20 protein-coding genes and 1 tRNA gene are annotated in these 17,397 nt (G+C 62.6%); 12 read left to right on the forward strand and 9 right to left on the reverse strand.

The window, feature by feature from the left end:
- Positions 1–1,104: a M48 family metallopeptidase gene (locus tag YUO_RS0134210; protein ID WP_028351253.1), complete on the forward strand. Its 1,104-nt coding sequence runs from the start codon at positions 1–3 to the stop codon at positions 1,102–1,104.
- Positions 1,105–1,114: 10 nt separating this feature from the next.
- Here the strand turns inward: YUO_RS0134210 and YUO_RS0134215 are convergent, their stop codons facing one another.
- The 4 genes from YUO_RS0134215 to YUO_RS0134230 form a co-directional block, all read right to left on the reverse strand.
- Positions 1,115–2,113, reverse strand: coding sequence for a LysR family transcriptional regulator (locus YUO_RS0134215; protein WP_028351254.1), 999 nt, complete (start codon positions 2,111–2,113; stop codon positions 1,115–1,117).
- A 150-nt stretch (positions 2,114–2,263) separates the two neighbouring features.
- Positions 2,264–3,043 carry a DUF2927 domain-containing protein gene (locus tag YUO_RS0134220; RefSeq protein WP_051379793.1) on the reverse strand — a complete coding sequence of 260 codons (780 nt, stop codon included), beginning with the start codon at positions 3,041–3,043 and terminating at the stop codon, positions 2,264–2,266.
- A gap of 150 nt (positions 3,044–3,193) precedes the next feature.
- A complete protein-coding gene (locus YUO_RS0134225; RefSeq protein WP_028351256.1) occupies positions 3,194–3,814 on the reverse strand; it encodes an HD domain-containing protein in 621 nt (206 codons plus the stop codon).
- A 52-nt stretch (positions 3,815–3,866) separates the two neighbouring features.
- Complete coding sequence (locus YUO_RS0134230; RefSeq protein ID WP_028351257.1) at positions 3,867–4,463, reverse strand: L,D-transpeptidase; 597 nt, start codon at positions 4,461–4,463, stop codon at positions 3,867–3,869.
- Positions 4,464–4,691: 228 nt separating this feature from the next.
- On the opposite strand from YUO_RS0134230, the gene YUO_RS0134235 reads away from it, so the two are divergent.
- From YUO_RS0134235 to YUO_RS47395, 5 genes are all read left to right on the forward strand, one after another.
- On the forward strand, positions 4,692–6,239 hold the full coding sequence (locus YUO_RS0134235; protein ID WP_028351258.1) for an acetolactate synthase large subunit: 1,548 nt from the start codon (positions 4,692–4,694) through the stop codon (positions 6,237–6,239).
- 35 nt (positions 6,240–6,274) lie between these two features.
- Positions 6,275–6,790, forward strand: a complete 516-nt coding sequence (locus YUO_RS0134240; RefSeq protein WP_028351259.1) for a hypothetical protein — start codon at positions 6,275–6,277, stop codon at positions 6,788–6,790.
- 21 nt (positions 6,791–6,811) lie between these two features.
- Positions 6,812–8,131 carry a M20/M25/M40 family metallo-hydrolase gene (locus YUO_RS0134245; RefSeq protein ID WP_028351260.1) on the forward strand — a complete coding sequence of 440 codons (1,320 nt, stop codon included), beginning with the start codon at positions 6,812–6,814 and terminating at the stop codon, positions 8,129–8,131.
- A 121-nt stretch (positions 8,132–8,252) separates the two neighbouring features.
- Positions 8,253–8,432 carry a hypothetical protein gene (locus YUO_RS0134250; protein ID WP_156433882.1) on the forward strand — a complete coding sequence of 60 codons (180 nt, stop codon included), beginning with the start codon at positions 8,253–8,255 and terminating at the stop codon, positions 8,430–8,432.
- Positions 8,433–8,532: 100 nt separating this feature from the next.
- Entirely contained in the window at positions 8,533–8,673 is a 141-nt protein-coding gene (locus tag YUO_RS47395; protein ID WP_198028153.1) for a hypothetical protein, read from the forward strand.
- 637 nt (positions 8,674–9,310) lie between these two features.
- On the opposite strand, the gene YUO_RS0134260 is transcribed toward YUO_RS47395, so the two are convergent.
- Positions 9,311–9,664, reverse strand: a complete 354-nt coding sequence (locus YUO_RS0134260; protein WP_028351262.1) for a nuclear transport factor 2 family protein — start codon at positions 9,662–9,664, stop codon at positions 9,311–9,313.
- A gap of 872 nt (positions 9,665–10,536) precedes the next feature.
- On the opposite strand from YUO_RS0134260, the gene YUO_RS0134265 reads away from it, so the two are divergent.
- The 3 genes from YUO_RS0134265 to YUO_RS46740 all read left to right on the forward strand — a co-directional run bounded on the left by YUO_RS0134265 (position 10,537) and on the right by YUO_RS46740 (position 11,519).
- On the forward strand, positions 10,537–10,815 hold the full coding sequence (locus YUO_RS0134265; RefSeq protein WP_028351263.1) for a hypothetical protein: 279 nt from the start codon (positions 10,537–10,539) through the stop codon (positions 10,813–10,815).
- A 254-nt stretch (positions 10,816–11,069) separates the two neighbouring features.
- On the forward strand, positions 11,070–11,270 hold the full coding sequence (locus tag YUO_RS0134270; RefSeq protein ID WP_028351264.1) for a hypothetical protein: 201 nt from the start codon (positions 11,070–11,072) through the stop codon (positions 11,268–11,270).
- A gap of 99 nt (positions 11,271–11,369) precedes the next feature.
- Positions 11,370–11,519 carry a hypothetical protein gene (locus YUO_RS46740; protein ID WP_156908888.1) on the forward strand — a complete coding sequence of 50 codons (150 nt, stop codon included), beginning with the start codon at positions 11,370–11,372 and terminating at the stop codon, positions 11,517–11,519.
- A 105-nt stretch (positions 11,520–11,624) separates the two neighbouring features.
- Here YUO_RS46740 and YUO_RS0134280 read toward each other — a convergent pair.
- From YUO_RS0134280 to YUO_RS0134290, 3 genes are all read right to left on the reverse strand, one after another.
- A tRNA-Val gene (locus YUO_RS0134280) sits at positions 11,625–11,699 on the reverse strand.
- Positions 11,700–11,816: 117 nt separating this feature from the next.
- A complete protein-coding gene (locus YUO_RS0134285) occupies positions 11,817–13,100 on the reverse strand; it encodes a coiled-coil domain-containing protein (RefSeq protein WP_028351265.1) in 1,284 nt (427 codons plus the stop codon).
- Positions 13,101–13,229: 129 nt separating this feature from the next.
- Entirely contained in the window at positions 13,230–13,862 is a 633-nt protein-coding gene (locus tag YUO_RS0134290) for a DUF1134 domain-containing protein (RefSeq protein ID WP_028351266.1), read from the reverse strand.
- A 266-nt stretch (positions 13,863–14,128) separates the two neighbouring features.
- Here YUO_RS0134290 and YUO_RS0134295 point away from each other — a divergent pair, with 266 nt between their 5' ends.
- A complete protein-coding gene (locus YUO_RS0134295) occupies positions 14,129–14,593 on the forward strand; it encodes a YHS domain-containing (seleno)protein (RefSeq protein WP_051379794.1) in 465 nt (154 codons plus the stop codon).
- A 33-nt stretch (positions 14,594–14,626) separates the two neighbouring features.
- Here the strand turns inward: YUO_RS0134295 and YUO_RS0134300 are convergent, their stop codons facing one another.
- Positions 14,627–15,451, reverse strand: a complete 825-nt coding sequence (locus YUO_RS0134300) for a 3'(2'),5'-bisphosphate nucleotidase CysQ family protein (protein ID WP_028351268.1) — start codon at positions 15,449–15,451, stop codon at positions 14,627–14,629.
- Between the two features lie 150 nt (positions 15,452–15,601).
- On the opposite strand from YUO_RS0134300, the gene chpT reads away from it, so the two are divergent.
- A complete protein-coding gene (gene chpT, locus YUO_RS0134305) occupies positions 15,602–16,249 on the forward strand; it encodes a histidine phosphotransferase ChpT (RefSeq protein ID WP_028351269.1) in 648 nt (215 codons plus the stop codon).
- Between the two features lie 192 nt (positions 16,250–16,441).
- The coding region (locus YUO_RS0134310; RefSeq protein ID WP_028351270.1) for an Hpt domain-containing protein at positions 16,442–17,397 on the forward strand (956 nt) is incomplete at its 3' end.

The following is a 17,397-nucleotide window of genomic DNA, read 5'->3' on the forward strand; positions in this document are numbered from 1 at the left end:
ATGGATAGCGATACACCAACGCCTGCAAAATCGACCACGCTCGGTTCGGTGGCCTATTTCGACGGAACGTCGAGCCGGCGGCGCATGGTGACGCTCCGCCTTGCCGACCGGCTCGAAATCGACGAGGGCGAACAAACGCTGGCAGCGTGGGCCTACGCCGACATCCGCCGCGCCGACAGCCCGACCGGTATGCTGCGCCTGAGCTGCCTGACCGCGCCTCCACTGGCGCGTCTTGAACTTCGCGACAAGGAGCTTGCCAACGAGCTGGTGTCGCGCTGCACTGACATCGATGACCACATGATCGGCCGCCGTGGCGTTGCCGCTATCGTCGGCTGGTCGCTCGCGGCCGCGGTGTCGATCGTTGCGGTGGTGCTGTTCGGACTTCCGCTCGCGGCCGATCGCCTCACGCCGCTGGTGCCCGAAGCGTTCGAACGGCGGCTCGGCGATGTCGCAGACAGCCAGGTCAAGACGATGTTCGATGCCAAGGTGTGCGACAATGCCGCCGGGCAAAAGGCCTTCACCAAACTCATGACAGCACTTCGGGAATCCGCGGGCCTTGACACGTCAGTGCAGTCGGGCGTGTTGTCGAGCTCGGTGCCGAATGCCTTCGCGCTGCCGGGCGGCAAGGTCTATCTGTTCAACGGATTATTGGCGAAGGCTGAGAACGCCGATGAGATTGCGGGCGTGCTGGCCCACGAGCTCGGCCATCTCAAGCATCGCGACAGCATGCGCGCAATGATTCACAACGGCGGCACGTCGTTCCTGATCGGATTGTTGTTCGGCGACATCACGGGATCCAGCGCGCTGATCTTCGGCTCGCGCACGCTGGTGACGTCGTCGCATTCACGCGAAGCCGAGAACGACGCCGACAGTTTTGCGATCGACGTCATGCACCGGCTCGGCCGGCCGGCGAAGCCGACCGGGGAATTGCTGCTTCGGGTCACTGGAAAAGAGGGCAAGGGCCTCTCCATCATCTCCACCCATCCCTTGAGCGAGGACCGGCTGGCACGGATGAGCCGGCAAGACCCGCCAGCCGGCGGGCCGCCGCTGTTGACATCAGAGGAATGGCGATCGCTGAAATCGATCTGCGACGGCAAGATCTGACCGGACTGTCTTATCTACGGGCGCTCTTCCGTGATCTCGCCGCTTCGATCGGCGCAGGCGCCGCACCGGCCGGCTTCAAATCCCACACCGCCTGCATGGCCGAGAAGGCCTGTGCAATCATCGGCTCGTGGCGCCGCAACGTCAGGCAGGCGAAACCGAGATCGCAGGTCAGCGCCACCTTGTCGGCAGTCACGAAATTCCGTTTGCTCGTGACGCGGTCGAGCACGCTGTCGCGGGCGAGGCCGAGGCCATTGCCTCCTTCGACAAGATCGATCATCGCTTCTTCCTGATCGGCGAAGGCGATGCGCTTCGGCGATAAGCCGATCGACCGGAACACGTCGTCGAGCAGCCTCCGACGCGCCGAGTCATGCGGCGTTCCGATCCAGGGTAGGTCGGCGAGATCGGCCCAGCCCTTGCCGAGTACCTTGCCGCTCCATTCGCGTGGGGCGATCACGCGGTAGTCGAAGCGCGTCAGCGCCATGAACTGGAACTTGCCATCATCGATGGTGCGTTCGGACAGCATCCCTGACGTAAGAAATTCGGCTGGCGTGGCATCGATATAGTATCCCACGTCGAGCTCGCCTCTGCCGATCTGCGCCAGTACATCCTCGGCCATGCCGTAGCGCAGGAAGACTTCGGTCTTCTTCGACGAGGTGGCGAGGCTTCGCACGAACGGACCGAGCCGGATCGACTCGGGGTCGAGGATTGTGCCGACGCGCAACGTGCCCCGCAGCGATTCGCGCAAGGAATCCGCTGCTGTCCTGAAATCCGCCGACGCCGAGACCGTCCTATGGGCCAGCGGCAGCAGGGCCGCTCCGGCCTCCGTCAGGGTAAAGCCGCCCGGCGTCCGGTTGAAAAGCTGCAGGCCGGTGCTCTCCTCCAGGCCCTTCAATTGCAGGCTGACGGCAGGCTGGGTCAGGTGCAGCAAGGTGGCCGCGCGCGAAACCGTGCCTTCGCGGGCCACGGTGATGAAGCAGCGCAAAGCCTGGATCCGCGGCAGGTCGTTCATTTGAGAGACTTATAGCAAGCACCCATGACCCCATTAGACAGGATTTGCTCTTGGAAGTCACAACCTTTCATCGATAAAACTTGGCGTTGTCATTGGAAAAAGGTGGATAGCCCCGATTTGGGGGGCAAGACGGGATCGCCCCGCGGCCGGTTACTGCGGCAGGTTATTGACCTTTCGCACCCAGGCGCGCACGTCGGCCAGCACGTCCGGCAGTAGCGCCTTGACCTCTTGAACGGTCATGCCGGGCTTGATCCGGGGATCGTAGAGAAGGTTGAGGAGGTATTGGTCGTAAATATCGAAATAGCCTCTGGACACATTGTCGTTGAACATGGTCCAGGGCACGGTCGAGGTATCGTTGATCGGCCCGAGCGACTGCAGCAATTCCTCATAGGCGCAGTCGAAGAAGACGAAGTCGCCATTGTCGACGGTGAGGATCACGTCGGAATGCTCGATTTCGAATTTCTCGTTCTTGCGAAAGCCGGACAGGCATTGCGGGTCGAGCGAAGAGCGAATCTGGCGCGCCCGCTCGCTGCCGTAGAAGGTCGCAATCGTGCGCTGGAGATCGCGGTCGCGCACCAGCTTGACCTGCACATTAGCGTCTTCGCTGGTTTCGACCATGGCGATGTCGAGGTGCTGAACATGCGCGGCGATGTCGGCCACGATCTTCGCAAGCTGCGCCTTGCGGTCGGCGCGCGTGCCGTCGGCGAACACCCGCACCGGCCTGTCATATTTGCGGATGCGGTCGACGCGGCCGGCGAGATGATATTCGGCGCCGAAGGCAATCTTCAGAAAGCCCTCGACGATCTCGCTGTCGGTGAAGATCTTTTTCTCGGTGCGCTGACGCTGCGCGATGGCGGCAATATCGGCGAAGGCGGTGTACGGCGTGAAGGCTTCGCCAAGTGCCGCGGCGCACAGAGCAGCCGCTAGCATCCGTACATACAGGAATCGGCGGGGCGTGCGCATTCAAACGACGCTGCAGCAATCGGCGCGTACGCGCAAGGCTTGTTCAAGCGATCGCTGGCCGCGCCGGTGCAAGTTCCATCACTCCAGTGCTTGTAGGAGGTGTTCTCCGAAAGGCGCTTATCTTCCGGCAACCTTTGCTCTGATCGAGGCTACGTCAACGCCTCCGCCAGCCATCTTGGCCTCGGCTTGCGCCTTTACTGCATTGCAAAGCGCCATCAGGAAAGCATCGTGCGAGCATCGAACATCCATCTTTGTGTAGACCAGATCATACTCGATCGGCTCCCACGTTCCGAAGTCCGCGAGATTGTGCTGAATTTGCACCTCAAGGTTATCCAGCGCGGTGGCAAACTTGGCCTCAGCCGTCGCATGCGCTTCAAACTCGTGCCACAGCTCGAAGATTTCCTGTCCAGCATCGCCGGCAACACGGGTTCGGATTTCCTCAATTGCCGCACGTTCGCGTTCTGCCTTAAGCTTTTTTCGTTCGCCAACTTCGAAATAGGGGATATCCCCGGCCAACGCCTCCACCAGGTCGTGCACCAGGATAATCTTGAGCACGCGTCCAATATCGACGGGATGCTCAAGATGACGGTATGCAAGCAGCGCGATCAGCGCCATCTGCCAGGTGTGCTCGGCGACACTCTCGCGTCGTCCATCCGATAGCCAGCTATGTCGCAGCTCGCGCTTGAGGCGCTCGGACAGCCCAAGGAATTCCAGGATTCGGCTTGCTTCGTTTTCCATCCACTCACCTTTTCAAGACGAGCCGGTACGGCAGCCGAGACGTGGACGCTGCCTAGTTCCTCACGATAACCGGCGTGCCGATGCGGACGCGGCTATAGAGATCGGTCACGTCCTCATTGGTCATGCGGAAGCAGCCGGATGAGACCGCCTGTCCGATCGTCTCGGGCTCGTTGGAGCCGTGGATGCGGTACAGCGTCGATCCCAGATACATCGCCCGCGCGCCGAGCGGGTTGTCGATGCCGCCGGCCATGTGGCGCGGCAGATCCGGCCGGCGCCGGAGCATCTGAGCCGGCGGTGTCCAGCTCGGCCATTCCTTCTTCGCGCTGATGCGGTGGGTTCCGCTCCAGCGGAAGCCGTCCCGGCCTACGCCAATGCCGTAGCGGATCGCCTGGCCGTTGCCGAGCACGAGATAGAGCCGGCGTTCGGCGGTGTTGATGTAGATCGTGCCGGGCGCGTAACCGCCGGGAAAGTACACGGTCGTGCGCGGGATCGGGCTCGCTCCACTAGGCATGCCGGGCCGGAAGAAGCCGGGGCCGCCGCCCATGATGTCGCGCGAGTCTTCAAAGAAAAAGAGATTTTGGGCCTGCGCGTGACCGGTCCCCACCAGCATCGTGATTGCTGCAAACAGCAAAGCAAAAGCCCGGATCATTTTTCTCCCTCGCGAAAAATCTGAATATGCAGGTTGAGACAGGCCATAATTGCGGCGGTCGTGCAAGCAACGAGCCTGTGACCACAGCCATTTTCAAACACCGCGGTTAAAAAAGGCAACACGCCGGAATCGATGGCTGCATTGTTTCGCTAAACCTTTGACGAAACGTGCGAACAATGTTTGATCGTCGGCGGTTGTTAAGAACAAAGCGCGAAGGGGAATGAGACCATGAACGGTGCGGAAAGTCTGGTGCGGACATTGGTCGCGGGCGGGGTGGACGTCTGCTTCACCAATCCCGGCACCTCGGAGATGCATTTCGTCGCCGCACTGGACCGGGTCGAAGGGATGCGCTGCGTGCTCGGCCTGTTCGAGGGCGTGGTGACGGGGGCTGCCGACGGCTATTACCGCATGAAGGGCACGCCGGCCTCGACGCTGTTGCATCTCGGGCCCGGCCTCGCCAACGGTCTTGCCAATTTGCACAACGCCAAGAAGGCCAATTCCGGCATCGTCAACATCGTCGGCCAGCACGCGACGTACCATATCGGCTACAACGCCCCGCTGACGTCAGACATCGAAGGGCTGGCGCGGCCGATGTCGTCCTGGGTGCGGACCTCGCCGGATGCCAAATCCGTTGCCGCCGATGGCGCGGCCGCGATCGCCGCCGCCAAGAGTTCGCCGCCGCAGATTGCCACGCTGATCCTGCCCGCCGATACCGCCTGGAACGAGGCCGACGGCATCGCGCTGGCGCCGGCGGAAAGCCAGCGCGCCAATTATTCCGCGCAGGCCGTCGACAATGCCGCCAAGGTTTTGCGCAACGGCGGCGCGTCGACGCTGCTCTTGATGACCGGCAGCGCGCTGACCGAGCAGGGGCTGGCGCTGGCTGCCCAGATCGCGGGCAAGACCGGCTGCAAGGTGATGGGCCAGACCTACAATCCACGCATGGCGCGCGGCAGGGGCCGGTTCGCGATCGACCGCATCCCTTACGTGATCGAGCAGGCGCTGCCGATCCTGAAGGATTTTAAGAATATCGTATTGGTCGAGGCCAACGACCCCGTAGCGTTCTTCGCCTATCCGAACAAGCCGAGCATGCTGAAGCCGCAAGGGTGCGAAGTGCACCGCATGACCACGGGCGCGGAAAATTCCGTTGCCGCGCTGGAAGCGCTGGCTGGCGCGCTGCACGCGCACCCGCAGGACCGGCAGCCGCAAAAGATGGTCGAAATCGCCAAACCGACCGGTGCACTGACGCACGCCTCGATTGCGCAGGCGATTGCGATGGCGATCCCCGAAAACGCCATCGTGGTCGATGAATCCATCACCACCGGCCGCGGCTTCTTTCCGCCGACGGCCGCTGCCGCCCCGCACGACTGGCTGCAGAACATGGGCGGCTCGATCGGCTTCTCGACCCCGGTCGCGACCGGCGCCGCGGTGGCATGCCCGGACCGCAAGGTGATCTGCATGGTCGGCGACGGCAGCGCGATGTACACGCTGCAATCGCTGTGGACGCAGGCGCGCGAAGGCCTCAACGTCGTCACGATCGTATTCGCCAATAAGATCTACCAGATTCTGCGCGGTGAATTCGACGGCGTCGGCGCCGGCGAGCCGGGGCAGCGCGCGCAGGATATGCTCAAGATCGATCGTCCCGACCTCGACTTCGTGGCGCTTGCCAAGGGCATGGGCGTGCCGGGCCGCGCGGTCGCCAATGCCGACGACTTCAACAAGGCCTTGGCGGAAGCCATCGCCGAACCGGGGCCGCGGCTGATCGAAGTGCAGATGTAGGGCGACTGTCACCGCTCGCCTTCCTGGGAGGCGTTATGCAGACCGAGCTGAACAAGGTCGTGGCCGCACTGCACGAGTTCTATGCACGCGAAACTTTCCTGCTCGAGCGGGATGTCGGCGAGCGCGCGCTGACGCACCGGCTGGCGGTGCAGTTCGAAAAGCACTTCCCGGGCTGGGAGGTCGATTGCGAATACGACCGGCTCGGCGACCGTACGCTGCGGCTGCCGCACGGATCCACCGTCTCGACCGACGATCACCTCGCCAAATCCATCTATCCCGACATCGTGGTGCACCAGCGCGCCATTCCCAACAACCTGCTCGCGGTCGAGGTGCGCAAATCGACCAATCACCAACCGCTCGAACATGATCAGCACAAGCTGCGCGCGCTGACCGATCCGCATTTGTGGTTCGCCTACTGGGTCGGCGTGCTGCTGACGCTGGGCAAGACCCACGTCGCGATGTCAGAGGTCTATACCAGCGGCGTTCTCGACCGGGCCCTGTCCGGCTGGTTCGCGCAGCAACTGAAGGATGCAGGGCTAAGCGCAGGCTGAAGCCCGCGAAGGGAGATTTTTATGACGCTCAGTCGATCGATCCTGGCCATCGCATTTGTCGCCGTCGCACAGCACGCTCTGGTGCAGCAGGCCGCCGCGCAAGCTTCCGCGCCCGATCTGGAAGCCATTCTGGCCCATCCCAAAATCGCCAAGTCGCTCGACGACATCAAGGCTGACGACGAGCGGGCCTTCACCGAGCAGAAGCGCATCACCGAAATCCCGGCGCCGCCGTTCAAGGAAAAAGTCCGTGCCGAATATTTTCAGAAGCGGATGCAGGAGCTCGGCTTCAAGAATGCGTCGATCGACGCCGAAGGCAATGTGATCGCGCTACGCAAGGGCAGTGGCGGTGGCCGGCCCAAGCTCGTGGTTTCCGCGCATCTCGACACGGTGTTCCCCGAAGGCACCGACGTCACGGTAAAGGAAAAAGACGGCGCGATCGTAGCGCCAGGCATCGGTGACGATTCACGCGGCCTTGCGACACTGCTGTCGCTGATCAAGGTGATGAACGAAAACGGGATCGCGACCGTCGGCGACATCCTGTTCGTCGGCACCGTCGGCGAGGAAGAGCTCGGCAATTTGCGCGGCGTGAAGGCGCTGTTCCGCGATCACACCGATATCGACGGCTTCATCTCGATCGACGGGCTTGGCATCACCCGCGTCGTCAACCAGGCGACCGGCAGCCATCGCTATCAGTTCACCTTCAAGGGCCCGGGCGGGCACTCGTTCCAGGAATTCGGACTGCCAAGCGCGACGCATGCGATGGGCCGGGCGATCGCGAAAATTTCCGAGCTGCAGCCGCCATCCGATCCGAAGACCACGTTTACCGTCGGCACCGTCACCGGCGGCACCTCGGTCAACGCCATCGCCGCGGAAGCGAAGATGGCCGTCGACATGCGCTCGAACGCGACCGAAGAGCTCTTGAAGCTCGAAGCCCGGCTGCTCGAACTCGTGAAGGAAGCGGTGGCGGATGAGAACGCGCGCTGGAAATCCGACAAGATTGCGGTCGAGGCAAAACTGATCGGCGACCGGCCGGCGGGCATTGTCGCGATGGATTCGCCGATCGTGCAGGCGACCCAGCGCGCGGTCTCTGCCGTTACCAAGGGGCCGCAGCCGACCTTTGCGGGTTCTTCCACCGATTCCAACATCGCGATGTCGCTCGGCATCCCGGCCGTCACCATTGGCGGCGGTGGCGAGGGCGGCAACTGGCACTCGCGCAACGAATGGTACAAGCCAACCAACGCCTGGTACGGCCCGCAGAACGCCCTGTTAACCGTACTGATGCTGACCGGGCTGGATGGCGTGACCAAACCGGCGCTTGCGGTGCGAAACGCCGCGAAATAGGGGCAGACTGTCCCCAGTGCCGTTAACCATGCCCCCGATTGGACAAATTGTCGGCCAATTGCGGCCAAAGCGGTAACGGAACATCGTTCCCCAGTAGTTCTACGTGCGTGGGGGATGTGGCATGGCGTACAGGATCGTGGCGGAACGCAAGGACGAGACCGTCAGGATGGACCGAAGCAGCATGCTGGTGGCGGTCGCCAAAGCGCGGGTCTGGGCCAGCGAGGGATGGAAGGTCACCATCATCGTCGGCGACGAAAACGAGGTCGCACCGGCCGACGCGCGCCGGCTTTCCTTCGTCTGATCGAAGATTCGTGTGCCGTCTCATGACGGCCTCCAAATAGAGTGGAACCGGGAACCCGGGCCGACGTTACACCTGCGGGCAGGCTTTTTGGAGCAATGCCATGCGGTGGCGGTCTGCAACCACAGACGCCGACGAAATGCGCGGCACCAGCGACGACGACATCTCCTATGCAACCGGATGGACCATCAGCGGGCTAGCGACGCTCGGCACCATCGTGGCGATCTGGGTGCTCGGGATCTGATGTAACTCCATCACTGCGCGACCCGCGTGCCGCCGGTCATGGGCGGTGCCGTCTTGCGTCCGAGGTGCTGTCTTGCGTCCGATCCAACGGGCCAAGCGCCACCAGCAGGCACCGCACCTGCAAACTATTTCAGGGGATCGAACATGAGAACTTCTGCATTGGCTGTCTTCCTGCTGATGGCGATCTCTCTATCGCCCAGTCCAGCTACGTCGCAGGGCCTGGAAATTGGTCCTGGCGGAGTTCGTTTCTATGGGCACTGCGATCAGCTAAGACGTTCCTGCGAGCGCGGCGAAGGCGGTTGCCGCCGATATCGGGAAACCTGCGAAAGGCGGGTTCGACGCGGTGACCTATGTGAAGAATTACGAGCAGCTTGCCTGTACAAGGATAGGTTGGGCGAACGAGGCGAGGGAAATTGCCGACGGTATCGCGAGACCTGTCGTTGAAGTGGTCTGATCGTCGGGGCTGATCCGCTTGCGGGCGACCATGATGCATGTCCCGTTGCTGCTGCGGCTGTTTCCGCGCGGCTTTATCCTGGCGGCAGTCGGTCGCATTCAGCTACGAAAACGCGGATGAAACTTTGCGTCCTCATGGCGCGTTTCGGCCGGCCGCCGGTGCAGGTCGTTTGCTATGATAGCCGCTATGCGGCGGATTTCACAGGCTCGCACGCCGTGAGCCGGATTTTGCCGGATCGCGTGAAGCGGAAATGCGTTCTCATGATCCTTCCGTCGTAGCCGCGATAATCCAGGGAAATGCCGTCCTCCTCCGGCGTCAATGCGTCGATAGCGAACGCGTCGTTTCCCGCTCTGGCGAGCCGTGGCCGCCAATATCGTTCCATCTCCGATCGACCGTTGAAGCTGCCGCCCTCGCAGCATTCCACGCTGGCCGCATCATCATACAGGTCCAATAGTGCATCGAGGCGCCGCTGCTTGCAGGCATCGATCCAGTCGACGACAACAGCTACAGCATCGAAACGGTTGTTCGTGTTTGCCATGTCCGGTCCTCCCGCGGATTACTAACGGCAAAGCGAATGAACACGTTGTGAACCAAGCGTTCAGGCGCGGTTGGGTGGGTTCCACACATGGAACTGCCGGGCTCCAAACGCATTTCCGCCGAACTATTATTGGCTTCTGATTGCGGGGCAGGACCGTTTAAATCGGAGTCCTGCATGCTCAAACAAATCCTTGTTGCGTCTATCCTTGTTGTAACCGGGTCTATCGCTTCGGAAGCCCGTCCTTCCCGCATCGCTCAAATACCCGAATGCAATGTGACCATGCCCTGCGACTTCTCGTTTTCGCAGCCGCGTCGTGAGCGGATTAGTTCTTATACACATCAAGCGACCGCACAGAGTTATCGTCGCGAATTGGCGGACGTGAGTGTCGATCGCGGCCAAACGGTCGGCGGTCGCCCGGCCGGTTGTCCCCGCTCGTTCTGCGGCTGCGGCGCGTCTATACGTGTTTTCGGCCGGATCGTGCCTGGTCTAAATCTCGCGTCCAATTGGCTGCGCTTTCCACGGACAGCGCCTGCACCCGGAATGGTCGCTGCGCGGCGTGGGCACGTTTTCGTTCTAGAGCGACATGTCGAAGGCGATACGTGGATGGCATACGATGCGAACTCGGGCGGCCGCGCAACGAGAATTCATGCACGCTCGTTACGGGGGTACACGGTTGTTAACCCGCATGCTGCTTGAATGGTGGTTTAATCCCCTGTGAAAATTCGATAGCGCGGTTGTGCCGGAATTGGCGCTGCCGCGCTGGCTAAAACGAAGAGGTCGCCGTTGAGCGACCTCTTTTCCTGAAACGGGTATAAGTTGAATTCAATTCATATGATCTCGATCGGCGCCACTTAATTCATTGGGATTGGCATTTGGCCGAATTCGATATCGACGCGATCGTCGCCGCGCTAAACGCGGCTGCACTTGATCGCGCGGCGCCATTGCGCGATAGGAACGAAAATCTGCGACACGCATTGGACCGGGTGTCGCACATCCCCGATGCGACATTGACTGAAAGGACCTCAGCGCCGCCGCTGGGGCCCTTTCTGCTGATGTCCTGCAGCAAGGCTCCGCTCGCAAACGCGGAGAGCGCCTTCAAAACGCCCGGCGCCGCGGCGGCGGACCGGCTTGCGGGTGGCGCGCACGGGTGAGTTCGGAAATAGCGATCAGCGCGGCGCCCGCGATGATGGTGATGGCCGTCATCACAAGAAGGGTTGTAAGCATGGTTCGCTCCCGGAAAGTGCCGCTACCACGACGCCCCGAGAATCGTGTTCCGGCAAGACGGGCAAACTACGGGCCGCGACTTATTGGCGAAAGGGAAACAGCCTGCCCGATGAGTCTGATGCCGGACAGACGGCGATCCGGCACGGGATTTCAATGGCCCTCGTGAACGAGGATCACGGGCATGCCAACACGACGGCGCATCAAGCATGAGAAGACCTTCGAAGAGCGGCTGGCGGAAGAGGCCAAGCGCTTCAGAGAGGCGGCAAGAGAGGCACAGCCCGGCATGGCCCGGGAACTGCTCTTGCGGCGGGCGCGACAGATGGAAGCCGCATCGCGGCTAAACGAATGGCTCCGCTCGCCCGGCATGAGAGCGCCGGAGTAAGCCGCCTCGGCTTCGCCTCTCTCATCCTGTGGGCCGCAATGGACTCCTCAAGGGGAACAGGACGTTCCTGGCACGGTTGCCCCGTCAGAGGAGGTGCCCATGACCGAAAAGCCCACGCATGAACAGCTTGAGGAATTGAAGAGGCTCAGCCGCGAGGCCCGCGTCCCCGATCAGTCCGAAATCGTGACCTCGAAGGAAGAGGCAGAAATTCGCATCCGCGACCTGAAGGAAAAAGCCCGCATCGAATAGGTAAGCCAATTTCGATGCGCCTACGCGCGAAACGCCGGTAACGCGACTATCTGCCGAATAGGCGGGTACCAAAAAGACAAAAGCCCCGATTTACGGGGCTTTGAATGGTGGACGCACAAGGGATCGAACCTTGGACCTCTCCCGTGTGAAGGGAACGCTCTCCCGCTGAGCTATGCGTCCGGGAAGTGTGGGCGAACAATGAGCCCCGTCAGAGCCCGCGATTTACGAAGGACGAGCCCATAGTGTCAAGCGATCAGTCGGGCCGTGACCTCGCGTTTTCGCGCAGGGAGAGAGAAATTACGCCCCCTGCTGGCGGGCCCGCGAAGCGTGCGACTGTAGCGCGCGGATGCGCTCGGCCAGCGTCCCGCCGCCTTCCGCCATGGCGGGGGCGGCACCGGCGACGTCGTTGGCGGGCTTGGCCGGCACTTTCGGCACGTCCGGTTCCGCCGCCAGCATGGCCTCGATCGCCGAATTCGGTCCCTCGAGCTGCATCGCGAGTTTTGCAACTTCGGCCGCGATGTCGTTGATGCGCTCGCGGAGCAGTGCGTTCTCCATCCGCTCGGTCGCCCAGGAGCTTTCGGCCTGCTGCTGGATCGCGTTGATGTCGCGCTGCAGTTTGGCGCGCTCGTCGCGGGCGATGCGGAGCTGTTCTTCCAGCGCGGCCTTTTCAGCTCGCAATTTTTCCACGGTCGGCGACTTGCCGCCGCTCATGCCTGCGATCTCCTCGCGCAGTTCGCGTGCGGCGCGTTCGGCGTTTTCGTTCGCCTGCCGGAGCTGATTGTTCTCGTATTCGCGCTCAGCCAGGATCTTGCCTTGCGTCGCCAACCGCGCTTCGAGGTCGTTGACGCGGTTGCCGAGCATCTCGGCTTCCTTGACCTGCACGATCAATTGCCGGTCGAGATCGGTGACGCGCTGGCTCAAATTTTCGACGCGGCTACGTGCTTCCGTCAATTCGCGCGTCGCGTGCTCGGACTCGGCGCGCTCCTGCGCGAGGCGGGCCTGAGTTGCCGAAAATTCCTTCTCGGCGTCGCCGACGCGGTCCTTCAGTTCCTCGATCTGCGTGCGCACCGTGACCAACTCGACCTGGCGGCTGTCCGCCATCATCGAACGGTTGTTCAATTCGTGATTGATCCTGGCAAGTTCGGCCTGCTTGTCGGTCAGCGCCTGCTCGGCGTTGCGCAACAGTTCGGTCTTGGCCGCGAATTCCTCTTCGGTGGCGCGTAGCTGCTCTTTCATCGCCTTCTCGCGCGCTTCGAGCGCGAAGATCGTAGCGTTCTTTTCGCCGAGCTCGATCTTCATGCGATTGATCGCATCGCTCTTCTTGCCGAGTTCGGCGAGTTGGCTGGTGGTCTTGTTCTTGAGCTGCTCGACGCTCATTTCGAGCCGCCGCGCCGACATGGCGAATTCCGCGCGCAACTGATCCTTGTCGGCCTGGATCTCGGCCATCGACAGCGGCGTCGCCGCTTCCAGGCGCCGGGTCGTCAGCCGCACCGCGCGGTTATGCACCAGCGGAACGATCATCAGGCCGAACAACATCGAGACCAGAAAACCGATCGCCAGATACATGATCGGCTCGATCATGGATGGTTACTCCACACAGACAAGGAATCGTTAATCACATTGCCACGCCAGCCCGACCCTGCGCCAGCCCGATGCCGCGTTAACCTGAATCCATCCGGGGAGACTTGGCGTCTATGCTTGAAGCTGGGCTTAGAACGGGTTCCAGGTCGCCCGCGGGGTATATTTGAGATAGCCGACATTGGCGCCGAGCCTTAAGCCGATGCCGGAACGGATCGGCACCAGCACGATGTTGTTGGCGGTCAGCGCGGTCATGCCGAAGCCACCGACGATATAGGCGGAGCCGTCGATGCCGACGAAGCGCTGATAGATCGCGTTGGTGGCGGGCAGGTTGTAGACCAGCGTCATGGTGCGCGCGCCATCGCCGCCCCAGTCGAAGCCGACCGACGGCCCCTGCCAGTAGACACGCAAGTCGCCGGCATTCTTGGTGTAGAGCGTGCCTTCGCCGTAGCGTAGGCCCGCCACAAAGGCGCCGGAGCCTTCCTCGCCGAGCACATAGCCATTGGGCAAGCCCCATTGGCTCACCGCCCGTTCGATGACCGAAGCGAGGCCGCGCGAGACGTTGCCGAAGAATTTGTGCCCGGCCGACACCAGTTCCTCGGGCCCGAAAGTCTCGGGACCCGGCTGCCGCTGCGGCGGCGGGTAAGGCCCGCCCGGTGGGGGCGGATAAGGCCCTCCCGGCTGCGGCTGCTGCGCAGAAGCTGGCACGGTCCAGCACATCAGCGCGGCGAACGTCACCGCGGCAAGGCGTGAAGCAAACGTCATGAAAAGACCCCTGGCATCGAAATCTGGCCGCCGCCTTAACCTGACGCCAACAAGCATGGCTCTAGGTTGCGCCCAGTGTCCCCTCGACTCGCATGTTATCGGCACCAACTATGACGGCACAACGGCATTTTCGGCGCTTCGATATGACGACACAAATCCACCCTTTCAGGCTTCCTGCCATCGGCCAAGGAAAATCAGCGGTGCAATTGGTACCAATTCAGACAACGACGGCACAACGGCAGGAAAGATACGGCTCGCGCCCCCAAATGGCCGCTTTTGCCTTATTGGCAAGTTTTTTTTGCGTAGCCAGCCTTGATTTTGCCGCGCGCGCCGCGACCACCGAGCGCGTGGTGGTGAACCGCTATTCCGGCCTCGCCATCGGAGGCTTCGATCCCGTCGCCTACTTTACGGAATCCATGGCCGTCGAGGGCTTACCCGATTTCGAGGCTCGCGAAGCCGGCGCCGTCTGGCGTTTCCGCAACGAGGGCAATCGCGCCTCTTTCGTCGCGCATCCGGAAATCTACGGGCCTCAGTTCGGCGGCTATGACCCGGTCGATCTGGGGCGAGGGGTAACCTACGCAGGCAACCCGCGCTTTTGGGTGGTTGCGGGCCAGCGGCTCTATCTTTTCGGCCGCGAGGACAACCGCGATGCGTTCGCCGCAGAGCCGGCGCGTTTCCTCGAGGAAGCCACCGCGCGTTGGCCGGCGCTCGAGCGAGGGCTGGCGCAGTAGCTTGCGCCGTAGCCCGGGCTACAGGCGCCTTGTTTAGGGCGCCGCCTTCGGATCGCCCCAGGCGATGAATTCCGGAACGATGAAGCCCGTCCGTCCCGTGCCAAATTGCAGGGCGGCGCCGCTTGAATCCGTGATCTTGCCGCCGGCGGCCGCGACGACGGCATGGCCCGCGGCCACGTCCCATTCCGAGACCGGCGACAGCCGGGGATAGATATCGACGGAGCCTTCGGCCACCCGGCCCAATTTGACCGCCGAGCCAAGCTCGCACCGTACGGCCTCCGGTCTTGCGGCAATAAACGCTTCGGTCCTGGCATCGCCATGCGAGCGGCTGACCGCCACGGTCCATGGCTGGCCGCGCGGCGGGCAGGGGCGAGTACGTATAGGCTCGACGAGCGGCTTGCCCTTGCCGAGCGTCAGCCGCTCCGCGCCGCCTCCGACAATGCCGCGCCAGATCAGCCCGAGCGCAGGTGCGCTGATAATGCCAAGCAGCGGAGTCCCCTGGGTCACCAGCGCCAGGTTGACGGTGAATTCGTTGCGGCCAGCGACGAATTCCTTGGTGCCGTCGAGCGGGTCGATCAGAAAGAAGCTCTCCATATAGGGCAGCGCGGACGTTTGGACGCGCTCCTCCGAGAGCGCAGGTATTTCGGGCGCTACCCGGGCAAGTCCCTCGGCGATGATTCGGTCGGCCGCCAGATCGGCCTCCGTTACCGGCGAGCCATCGGTCTTGCCATCGACCTTCATGGCGGAACGGTTGACGGCAAGGATGGCGGCGCCGGCCCGGATCACGATCTCGGTCAGCGGTTCGATCAGCACTGCTGCGGCCTCGCGATCGAGCGCGGGCGGACGTGCCTCATTCATGAGCTCGGCCCATTTGCTGTTCGTCCTGCCTTACCATTGCCGCCCCCTGCTGGCAGCACGGGGCTGCGCAGTGTATCAAACCGATAAGCACGCGTGATTCGTAACGGTCCGCCAGCAATTTGCGACCCGGCGGCTTTCCAGGAACCCATGATGTCTGGCACTTCATCTCCCGGTCCGGCTCCCGATACCCTCGAACTTGCGGCGCTGTTGTGTTCGCGAGTCTGTCACGATCTCATCAGCCCGGTTGGCGCGATCGTCAATGGGCTTGAGGTGCTTGACGACAACCCGAAGCCCGAAGACCGCGATTTCGCGCTCGATCTGATCCGCAAGAGCGCCAAGACCGCCTCCGCACGGTTGCAGTTCTGCCGCCTGGCGTTTGGCGCTGCGGGATCGGCGGGCGCGCAGATCGATCTCGGCGACGCCCAGACCATGGCACGCGGCCACATCGAGGACGGCAAGATCACGATCAGCTGGAATCTGCCGCGGCTGTTGCTGCCGAAGAACCGCGTCAAGCTGCTGTTGAACATGCTGATCATCGCGCAGCAAACGATCCCGCGCGGCGGCACGCTGACGATCGATCCGATCGGCGACGGCGAGACGATGGGTTTTCGCGTCACGTCTTCGGGCCTCAACGCGCGCGTGCCGCAGAACATCGCCAATCTCGTGAGCGCGAGTTCGACGGCGACCGTCGACGCGCATGCGGTGCAGCCTTACTATACGCGGCTGTTGGCGCAGGCCTGCGGGCTGAACGTGACGCTTGAGCCCGACGGGGAAAAGGTACTCGTTACTGCTTCCTGAGCGCGCCACCGCGCCGACATGGTTAACCAACGGTTGAAGAGAGGCGGCAGAATTCATTTCTGCTGTCTTATCTCTTTGTTGATCCCGTTCTTTTCCATTTGCTCAACCAATATTAAACGCTTTGCATAGAAGCTGGCCGTGTTCCGTAAGGCGCGTCGATGTCGCGTGCCGGTGCGTACGAAGGCCAGTTTCATGGATGATTTGTTGCGGGAGTTCCTGACTGAAACCAGCGAGAGCCTGGATACGGTCGACAATCAGTTGGTGCGGTTCGAGCAGGATCCGAGCGACGCGAAGATCCTCGATAACATCTTCCGCCTGGTCCACACCATCAAGGGCACCTGCGGCTTTCTGGGCCTGCCGCGGCTAGAAGCACTCGCCCATGCCGGCGAGACCTTGATGGGCAAATTCCGCGACGGCATGCCGGTCAAGGCCGAAGCCGTGACGCTGATCCTGTCCTCCATCGACCGCATCAAGGAAATCCTCGCAGGTCTGGAGGCCACCGAGACCGAGCCCGAGGGCACCGACGAAGACCTGATCGAGAAGCTGCATGCGATGGCCGAAGGCGGCCACCATGCCGAGGTGCCGCCTGAACCCGCAGCCGCGCCCGTCGTGGCCGCGCCGCCGGCGCCGCCCGCGATGACGCCGCCCGCGATGACCAAGGGCACGCTGGTCGAGCAGGTGCTGGAACGCCCGTTGCGTCCGGGCGAAGTCTCGCTCGACGACCTCGAGCGCGCCTTCCGCGAGACCGCGACCGACGTCGCGCCGGCACCCGTCGCCAAGGCGGCGCCGGCGCCGGAAGCCAAGGAAGCTGCCAAGGAAACTGCGAAGGAAACAAAGGCAAAGCCGGCCAAGCGCGCCGCCGCCGTCGAAGTCGACGGCGAGGTCGCCGACAAGATCGCCAACCAGTCGATCCGCGTCAACGTCGATACCCTCGAACATCTGATGACGATGGTCTCCGAGCTGGTGTTGACCCGCAACCAGCTCCTGGAAATCTCCCGCCGCAACGAGGACACCGAGTTCAAGGTGCCCTTACAGCGGCTCTCCAACGTCACCGCCGAGCTGCAGGAAGGCGTCATGAAGACGCGGATGCAGCCGATCGGCAATGCCTGGCAGAAGCTGCCGCGCATCGTGCGCGACCTCTCGGGCGA

Source organism: Bradyrhizobium murdochi (assembly GCF_000472965.1).
Taxonomy (GTDB): Bacteria; Pseudomonadota; Alphaproteobacteria; order Rhizobiales; family Xanthobacteraceae; genus Bradyrhizobium; species Bradyrhizobium murdochi.

What these genes read in the sequence shown, in the direction of transcription:
- YUO_RS0134210 (WP_028351253.1), top strand. Translation starts at nt 1, where the DNA reads ATGGATAGCGATACACCAACGCCTGCAAAATCGACCACGCTCGGTTCG.
- YUO_RS0134215 (WP_028351254.1), bottom strand. Translation starts at nt 2,113, where the DNA reads ATGAACGACCTGCCGCGGATCCAGGCTTTGCGCTGCTTCATCACCGTG.
- YUO_RS0134220 (WP_051379793.1), bottom strand. Translation starts at nt 3,043, where the DNA reads ATGCTAGCGGCTGCTCTGTGCGCCGCGGCACTTGGCGAAGCCTTCACG.
- YUO_RS0134225 (WP_028351256.1), bottom strand. Translation starts at nt 3,814, where the DNA reads ATGGAAAACGAAGCAAGCCGAATCCTGGAATTCCTTGGGCTGTCCGAG.
- YUO_RS0134230 (WP_028351257.1), bottom strand. Translation starts at nt 4,463, where the DNA reads ATGATCCGGGCTTTTGCTTTGCTGTTTGCAGCAATCACGATGCTGGTG.
- YUO_RS0134235 (WP_028351258.1), top strand. Translation starts at nt 4,692, where the DNA reads ATGAACGGTGCGGAAAGTCTGGTGCGGACATTGGTCGCGGGCGGGGTG.
- YUO_RS0134240 (WP_028351259.1), top strand. Translation starts at nt 6,275, where the DNA reads ATGCAGACCGAGCTGAACAAGGTCGTGGCCGCACTGCACGAGTTCTAT.
- YUO_RS0134245 (WP_028351260.1), top strand. Translation starts at nt 6,812, where the DNA reads ATGACGCTCAGTCGATCGATCCTGGCCATCGCATTTGTCGCCGTCGCA.
- YUO_RS0134250 (WP_156433882.1), top strand. Translation starts at nt 8,253, where the DNA reads ATGGCGTACAGGATCGTGGCGGAACGCAAGGACGAGACCGTCAGGATG.
- YUO_RS47395 (WP_198028153.1), top strand. Translation starts at nt 8,533, where the DNA reads ATGCGGTGGCGGTCTGCAACCACAGACGCCGACGAAATGCGCGGCACC.
- YUO_RS0134260 (WP_028351262.1), bottom strand. Translation starts at nt 9,664, where the DNA reads ATGGCAAACACGAACAACCGTTTCGATGCTGTAGCTGTTGTCGTCGAC.
- YUO_RS0134270 (WP_028351264.1), top strand. Translation starts at nt 11,070, where the DNA reads ATGCCAACACGACGGCGCATCAAGCATGAGAAGACCTTCGAAGAGCGG.
- YUO_RS46740 (WP_156908888.1), top strand. Translation starts at nt 11,370, where the DNA reads ATGACCGAAAAGCCCACGCATGAACAGCTTGAGGAATTGAAGAGGCTC.
- YUO_RS0134285 (WP_028351265.1), bottom strand. Translation starts at nt 13,100, where the DNA reads ATGATCGAGCCGATCATGTATCTGGCGATCGGTTTTCTGGTCTCGATG.
- YUO_RS0134290 (WP_028351266.1), bottom strand. Translation starts at nt 13,862, where the DNA reads ATGACGTTTGCTTCACGCCTTGCCGCGGTGACGTTCGCCGCGCTGATG.
- YUO_RS0134295 (WP_051379794.1), top strand. Translation starts at nt 14,129, where the DNA reads ATGGCCGCTTTTGCCTTATTGGCAAGTTTTTTTTGCGTAGCCAGCCTT.
- YUO_RS0134300 (WP_028351268.1), bottom strand. Translation starts at nt 15,451, where the DNA reads ATGAATGAGGCACGTCCGCCCGCGCTCGATCGCGAGGCCGCAGCAGTG.
- chpT (WP_028351269.1), top strand. Translation starts at nt 15,602, where the DNA reads ATGTCTGGCACTTCATCTCCCGGTCCGGCTCCCGATACCCTCGAACTT.